Annotated in this window: 7 protein-coding genes and 1 pseudogene; 3 read left to right on the forward strand and 5 right to left on the reverse strand. The window is 72.5% G+C overall.

What is annotated here, in order from left to right; translation table 11 throughout:
• The first annotated feature begins 274 nt into the window (after window positions 1-274).
• The 3 genes from DW299_RS13975 to DW299_RS13985 are packed head-to-tail and all read left to right on the forward strand — an operon-like array spanning window position 275 to window position 2,515.
• Complete coding sequence (locus tag DW299_RS13975; protein WP_136036948.1) at window positions 275-739, forward strand: Lrp/AsnC family transcriptional regulator; 465 nt, start codon at window positions 275-277, stop codon at window positions 737-739.
• Between the two features lie 25 nt (window positions 740-764).
• A complete protein-coding gene (locus DW299_RS13980; RefSeq protein ID WP_136036949.1) occupies window positions 765-2,168 on the forward strand; it encodes an NAD(P)/FAD-dependent oxidoreductase in 1,404 nt (467 codons plus the stop codon).
• Window positions 2,165-2,515 carry a cupin domain-containing protein gene (locus tag DW299_RS13985; RefSeq protein WP_136036950.1) on the forward strand — a complete coding sequence of 117 codons (351 nt, stop codon included), beginning with the start codon at window positions 2,165-2,167 and terminating at the stop codon, window positions 2,513-2,515. The genes DW299_RS13980 and DW299_RS13985 overlap by 4 nt, the downstream gene beginning before the upstream one ends.
• A gap of 3 nt (window positions 2,516-2,518) precedes the next feature.
• On the opposite strand, the gene DW299_RS13990 is transcribed toward DW299_RS13985, so the two are convergent.
• The 5 genes and pseudogenes from DW299_RS13990 to DW299_RS14010 all read right to left on the reverse strand — a co-directional run.
• Window positions 2,519-3,430, reverse strand: a complete 912-nt coding sequence (locus DW299_RS13990; protein ID WP_136036952.1) for a DNA-methyltransferase — start codon at window positions 3,428-3,430, stop codon at window positions 2,519-2,521.
• Between the two features lie 65 nt (window positions 3,431-3,495).
• The gene (gene lplAB / locus DW299_RS13995) at window positions 3,496-4,545 is read right to left on the reverse strand and encodes a lipoate-protein ligase LplAB (protein ID WP_136028538.1); all 1,050 of its coding nucleotides are present in this window, start codon (window positions 4,543-4,545) and stop codon (window positions 3,496-3,498) included.
• A 33-nt stretch (window positions 4,546-4,578) separates the two neighbouring features.
• Complete coding sequence (locus tag DW299_RS14000; protein ID WP_136036951.1) at window positions 4,579-5,316, reverse strand: DUF1684 domain-containing protein; 738 nt, start codon at window positions 5,314-5,316, stop codon at window positions 4,579-4,581.
• 238 nt (window positions 5,317-5,554) lie between these two features.
• Window positions 5,555-6,409 (reverse strand): alpha/beta fold hydrolase, encoded by an 855-nt coding sequence (locus DW299_RS14005; protein ID WP_136028536.1) that lies wholly within the window; start codon window positions 6,407-6,409, stop codon window positions 5,555-5,557.
• A gap of 9 nt (window positions 6,410-6,418) precedes the next feature.
• Window positions 6,419-6,653 (reverse strand): annotated as a pseudogene (locus DW299_RS14010) (copper homeostasis protein CutC); the annotation flags it as partial.

The following is a 6,653-nucleotide window of genomic DNA, read 5'->3' on the forward strand; positions in this document are numbered from 1 at the left end:
GCGGTTCCACGGCGACGGCCGCGTCCACGTCGGCAGCGTCGGACAGGGGGATCTCGCCGTACGGCTCCTCGGTCGCCGGGTCGATCAGGGGCAGCCGTCCCCGTCCGTGCGCGGGCACGGCGCGGCCGCCGAGGAAGTTGTGCAGGGGCTCGGTCGTCGTCGACGGGGTGTGCATGGCGCCATGGTAGCCACTCGAACGCGGAATCTGAAGGATGACGAGGGTCGAACGACGGAATCAGTTGCGACAGCCCCCTGAGAATGTCACTATCGGTACATGACTCCGACGCCGCAGCCGCCCCTCGACGACATCTCCAAGCGCATCGTCGAGCTGCTGCAGGAAGACGGCCGCCGTCCCTACTCCGAGATCGCGCGCGAGGTCGGACTCAGCGAGGCCGCCGCCCGCCAGCGGGTGCAGCGCATGACCGAGGCCGGGATCATCCAGATCGTCGCCGTCACCGACCCGCTCCAGCTCGGCTTCCGGCGCATGTCGATGATCGGCATCCGCGTCTCCGGCGACCCCCGCGCGATCGCCGAGGAGCTGACCGCGATCACCGAGCTCGCGTACGTCGTCGTCACGCTCGGCACCTTCGACATCCTCGTCGAGGCGGTGTGCGAGGACGACGACCACCTGATCGACCTCATCGCCACCCGCATCCGCACCATCCCCGGCATCGTGCAGACCGAGAGCCTGCTCTACGCCGGACTGTACAAAGACCTCTACAACTGGGGAACGCGCTGACGCGTCCCCGCACCCGGGAGTGAACATGGGCACCACGGTCTTCGAACGCCGGCGTCCCGCGCCGTCCGTCATCGACGAGTCCCTGCGCGACACCGCCCTGTCGGTCTTCTGGCTCGACGACGTCGACCGCCCGACGCATCCGCCGCTGCGCGGGACGGCACACGCCGACCTCGCGATCGTCGGCGGCGGCTACACCGGGCTGTGGACCGCGATCAGGGCGAAGGAGCGCGACCCCGGGCGCACGGTCGTGCTGCTGGAGGCCTCGCGCGTCGCCTGGGCCGCGTCGGGGCGCAACGGCGGCTTCTGCGAGGCCAGCATCACGCACGGCCACGAGAACGGCGTGAACCGGTGGCCGGAGGAGATCGACCGGCTCGAGGAGCTGGGGCGGCAGAACCTCGACGGCATCGAGGACACCGTGCGCCGGTACGCCCTCGACGCCGAGTTCGAGCGCACGGGCCAGCTGGCCGTCGCCGTGGAACCGCACCAGGTGGAGTGGCTGCGCGAGGAGGAGGGCTTCCTCGACCGCGACGCCGTGCAGGCCGAGGTGCACTCCCCCACGTTCCTCGCCGGCGCGTGGGACCGGGAGGGCACGGCCCTCGTGCACCCCGCCAAGCTCGGCCTGGAGCTCGCGCGCCTGGCCGTCGAGCTCGGCGTGCAGATCCACGAGCACACGATGGTGCGCCGCATCGAGGGACCCGACGCCGGCCCGGTCACCCTCGTGACCGACGGCGGACGGGTGACCGCGGAGAACATCGCCCTCGCCACGAACGTGTTCCCTTCGCTGCTGAAGCGCAACCGGCTCATGACGGTGCCCGTGTACGACTACGTGCTGATGACCGAGCCGCTGTCGGCGGAGCAGCTCGACGCGATCGGCTGGCGCAACCGCCAGGGCCTCGCCGACAGCGCCAACCAGTTCCACTACTACCGGCTCACCGCCGACGACCGGATCCTGTTCGGCGGCTACGACGCGGTCTACCACTTCGGCGGGAAGGTGCGCCCCGCGTACGAGGACCGGATGGAGAGCCACCGCCGCCTCGCCTCGCACTTCTTCACCACGTTCCCGCAGCTCGCGGGGCTCCGCTTCACGCACCGCTGGGCCGGCGCGATCGACTCCTCCAGCCGGTTCTGCGCGTTCTTCGGCACGGCCCGTCGCGGACGCGTGGCCTACGCCACGGGATTCACCGGGCTCGGGGTGGGCGCCGCGCGGTTCGCCGCCGACGTGATGCTCGACAAGCTCGCCGGGGAGGAGACCGAGCGCACGGAGCTGCGCATGGTGCGCGAGAAACCGATCCCCTTCCCGCCCGAGCCCGCCGCCTCGATCGGCATCAACCTGGTGCGCGCCGCGATGGACCGCGCCGACCACGACGGGGGACGACGCGGCCCGTTCCTGAAGACGCTCGACGCCCTCGGCATGGGGTTCGACTCGTGACCGCGCTGACACCGGGCACGCCCGTGGACGCGCGCGCCGTCGCCCTCGCGCACGAGCCCCTGCCCGCGGACGAGGTGCGCGACGGAGCGCCGACCGCGGCGTATGCCGTGCTCGACGCCACGGACGGGACGGAGATCGGCGTCTGGGAGATGACGCCGGGCGCCGCGAGCGACACCGAGGAGGAGGAGGTGTTCGTGGTGCTGTCTGGCCGCGCGACCATCGAGTTCACCGAGCCCGCGCTGCCGTCTGTCGAGGTCGGGCCCGGGTCGGTGATGCGCCTGTCGGCCGGCATGCGCACGGTGTGGACGGTGACCGAGACGCTGCGCAAGGTCTCCCTCGCGGTCTGAGCCTCAACCGCGACGGACCTCGGCGTGCGGCATGCGCTCGGCCATGATCCGCACCGCCTCGGGGTTGTCGTCGACCAGCACCGCGTCACGGCCCAGCGCCGACGCCACCGCCCCGGTCGTGCCGCTGCCCGCGAAGAGGTCGAGCACGCGATCGCCCGGACGGCTCGACGCCGTGACGATGCGCCGCAGGATCCCCTCGGGCTTCTGCGTCGGATAGCCCGTCTTCTCCCGACCCGTGGTGGGGACGATGGTGTGCCACCACACGTCGGTGGGGAGCTTGCCGCGCGCCGCCTTCTCCGCCGTGACCAGACCGGGAGCCATGTACGGCTCGCGGTCGACGTCGTCGGAGTTGAACACGTACGTGCGCGGGTTCTTCACGTACACCAGGATCGTGTCGTGCTTGGTGGGCCAGCGCCGCCGCGACTTCGCCCCGTAGTCGTAGGCCCAGATCAGCTCGTTGAGGAAGCAGTCCCGCCCGAACACCGCGTCGAGCATCACCTTGGCGTAGTGCGCCTCCCGGTAGTCGAGGTGCAGATACAGCGTGCCGTCGTCGCCCAGGAGCCGCCACGCCTCCTCCAGCCGGGGCATCAGGAAGGCGCCGTAGTCGTCGAAGCTGTCGTCGTACGCGCGGAGCATGCCCCGCACCCGCTCGTACGCGTGGCCGTGGAACCCGTGCCGCACCTCGGCCTCCGCCGCCGCGGGTTCGGAACTCCGGAGCTCCGCCGGCGAATCCCGCGTGTCGGCGCCGGGGGCCCCCGGATCGGCGGGGTCGTGAGGAGTCGTGAACGTCCGCCGTGCGGTCACGACCTGCCGCTCGCGCGCCCGCCCGGTGTTGAACGGCGGATCGAGGTACACCAGCGTGAACGATCCGGACGGCAGCGTCGCGGCGACGGCGAGGTTGTCGCCCTCCACGATCTCGACCGCACCCCGCGGCGCCCCCTCCGCGGCGACGGGACGGCCCGCGCCCGCGTCCGAGGTCGTCACGGCACCCGGTGCAGCCACGCGTCGGTGGAGAACTTCGACTCCACCAGAGCCTCGGCGTCGGCGTACTCCTCCGGCGTGATCGTGCCGTCTTCGGCGGACGTGAGCGAGCGGAACGTCTCCACGAACCGGTCGATGATCTCCGCCCGCTCGAGCCCGGTCTGGCTGCGCAGCGGGTCGACGCGCTTCGCCGCCGACGTGGTGCCCTTGTCGCTGAGCTTCTCGCGGCCGATGCGCAGCACCTCGGTCATCACCTGACCGTCGATGTCGTACGACAGCGTCGCGTGGTGCAGCACCCCGCCGTTGGCGAGACGCTTCTGCGCGGCGCCGCCGATCTTGCCGGTGGGGCTCGCGATGTCGTTGAGCGGCTGGTACACCGCGTCGATGCCGAGCGAGCGCAGCGCCTGCAGCACCCAGTCGTCCAGGAACGCGTAGGAGTCGGCGAAGGTCATGCCCGCCACGAGCGACGCCGGCACGTACAGCGAGTAGGTGATGATCTGGCCGGCCGCCATGAGCATGGCCCCGCCGCCGGAGATGCGGCGCACCACGTCGAACCCGTGCCGGGCCGCGCCCTCGGGGTCGACCTCGTTGCGGTACGACTGGAACGAGCCGATCACGACCGCCGACTCGTCCCACTCCCAGATGCGCAGCGTGGGACGACGACGCCCCTCGCCCACGCGCGACGTGAGCACCTCGTCGAGCGCGAGGTTCATGCGCGGGGAGACGGCCCTGTCGTGCACGATCTCCCAGTCGAAGTCGCGCCAGCCCGGCGCGGTGACCAGGGCGCGTCGCACGGCGGTGCCGACCGCCTCCGGCGTGAAGCCGAGCAGCTGTGCCCCCTCGGGGAGGGCCCCGCGGACGGCGGCCGCGATCGCGGAGGCGTCGGACTCCACGGGCAGACCCTCGACCGCCGCGTTGATGTCGTCGAGCGCCGAGTCCGGTTCCAGGAAGAAGTCGCCGGCGAGCCGGAACCGCGCGATCCGGTCGTTCTCCACCTCGAGGTCGACGACGACGAGCTTGCCCCCAGGGACCTTGTATTCACCGTGCACGACTCCAGCTTAAGGCGCGCCGTGCCGCGCGGGTCAGCCGCCGAGCACCACCACGCGCTCCCCCGCCCGGATGGGCGTGGAGTAGCGGTTGCCCGGTGGCGGCAGCGGGCACACGAACTGGTCGGAGAACGCGCACGGCGGCAGGTAGGCGCGCGTGAAGTCGAGCACCGCCGTCCCGTCCTCGGCGGGCTCGTCGACCGGGAGGAAACGGAACCGGTACGTCTCCAGGCCGCTGGTGCCGTCGGAGAACACCGCGCTCAGCGTGCCCTGACCGGTGCGGGTGACCGTGAGGGTGTGCGGGGCTCCGGCGAGCGTGAAGTGCAGGCGCCCCGCCACGTCCGTCTCGCGCGAGGCGCCGTCGACCGAGGTCACCAGGATCCGCTCGCCCGGCGTCGGCTCGAACGTGGCGGGCAGCCGCCACCGCTCGTCCGGGGCGTAGGCGTCGATCGCCGTGAACCACTCCCGCTGCGGGCGCGCGGGGTTCCACACGCGCAGCGCGATCGCTCCGTTGCGGTCGAACACGCGCAGCTCGCGGCGGCCCAGGCGCAGGGTCTGCGCGCCGCGGAGGGTGACGCTCGACCCCGCCTGACCGAGCTCGGTGCCGCGGATGCCATCGTCGCCGGCGAGGGCCCAGAGCCCGGGGATGCCGTCGACGGCCGCGGGCTCGCTGATGAGCCAGTTCGTGGACTCGAGCGCGGACGGCCCGTACTCCGCGCCGGCGTAGCGCTCGCGCGCCGCATGCCATTCGTGCCAGTCGCTCCGGAAACCCATCGCCGCGCGCCCTCCCGTCCCTGCTGCGGATGAGCCCGAATCTAGGTCGCCGACGCCGGGCGCGGCGCGCTCGCGTCACACTCCTTCACCGCGCGTCATCCCGCGTCACAGTCCGCCTCGGTCGCGTGCGGGTGTGGGTGCGGACGGGCCGGTGCGGGTGCGAAAAGGGGCCCACGAGGCCGGGCGGAGGGCCGATAACGACCTCGCACCGGGGTCGCCGCCCGGCAGCACGGGGGTGTCAGCGGGCGGGGATGTGCGCGTCGAGCCACGCGAGCACGTCGGCGCGCACCTCGTCCTGCTGCTGCTCGTTGAAGATCTCGTGGCGGGCGTCGGGGTACACGAGGGTCGTGACGTCGGTGAGGCCCGAGCGGCGGCGATACTCGTCGGCGAGCTTGTGGACGCTGCGCGGACCGCCGACCGGGTCGTCGCGGCCGACCAGGAGGAGCATCGGCAGGTCGCGGGCGAGGTGCTTCGCCGGACGCCCGTAGAGCCGCGCCGCGTCGAGCGGACCGAAGAGCTTCAGCAGGGGCACGCCCGTGGTGAGCGGGTCCTCCTCGAAGGACTTCCACACCGCGGGGTCGCGGCTCAGCCACTCGTATCCGGTCGCGTCGTCGGCGGCCCACGCGGCGTTCAGCGGCGCGGGGTTCAGCGACCGCGGCGTCCGCAGTGCCGAGCCGGAGAGGATCACCGCGTCGTACGCCTCGGCGTGCTCGTTCACGAGCATCTGCGCCAGGAACGACCCCCACGAGTGCCCGAGGAGCACGAGCGGCAGGCCGGGGTTCTCGTCGCGGATGATGCCGGTGAGCTGCCAGATCGCGTCCTTCGCCGCCCGGAGTCCGCCGGGGCCGAGCCGCCCCAGCTTCTCGGGGTCGCCGTGCTGACGCAGACCGGTGCGCCCGTGGCCGCGGTGGTCGTCGGCGTACACGTGGAAGCCCGCGCCGGTGAGCGCGGCGATCAGCGCGGGATAGCGGCCGGCGTGCTCGCCCACGCCGTGCAACAGTTGCACGACGCCGCGGGGCTCGCCCGCAGCCGGGTGGACGTCGTAGACGATGGCGATGCCGTGGGAATCGGTGAACTCGCGGGTGTCGGTCACGCTGCGACCCTACCGGTCGCGCCCCGCGAGCGCGTCCCTGATCGCGACCGCGATGTCGCGGTCGGTGACCTCGTAGCCGCCCACGCCGTCGGACGCCGAGCCCATGCGCACGCCGCCCGCGGCGACGACCGTGCGCTTGGCGGAGAAGTGGAGCGCGTCGATGCCGGTCTCGGCGAGCACGGGGGCACTCGCGACGTCGACGCCGCTGCCGGCCATGACCTCGATCGCGCCCTCGGCCGCGGCG

This window comes from Microbacterium sp. K35 (genome assembly GCF_004794375.1).
Taxonomy (GTDB): domain Bacteria; phylum Actinomycetota; class Actinomycetes; order Actinomycetales; family Microbacteriaceae; genus Microbacterium; species Microbacterium sufflavum.

What these genes read in the sequence shown, in the direction of transcription:
- DW299_RS14000 (WP_136036951.1), bottom strand. Translation starts at nt 5,316, where the DNA reads ATGGGTTTCCGGAGCGACTGGCACGAATGGCATGCGGCGCGCGAGCGC.
- DW299_RS13975 (WP_136036948.1), top strand. Translation starts at nt 275, where the DNA reads ATGACTCCGACGCCGCAGCCGCCCCTCGACGACATCTCCAAGCGCATC.
- DW299_RS13980 (WP_136036949.1), top strand. Translation starts at nt 765, where the DNA reads ATGGGCACCACGGTCTTCGAACGCCGGCGTCCCGCGCCGTCCGTCATC.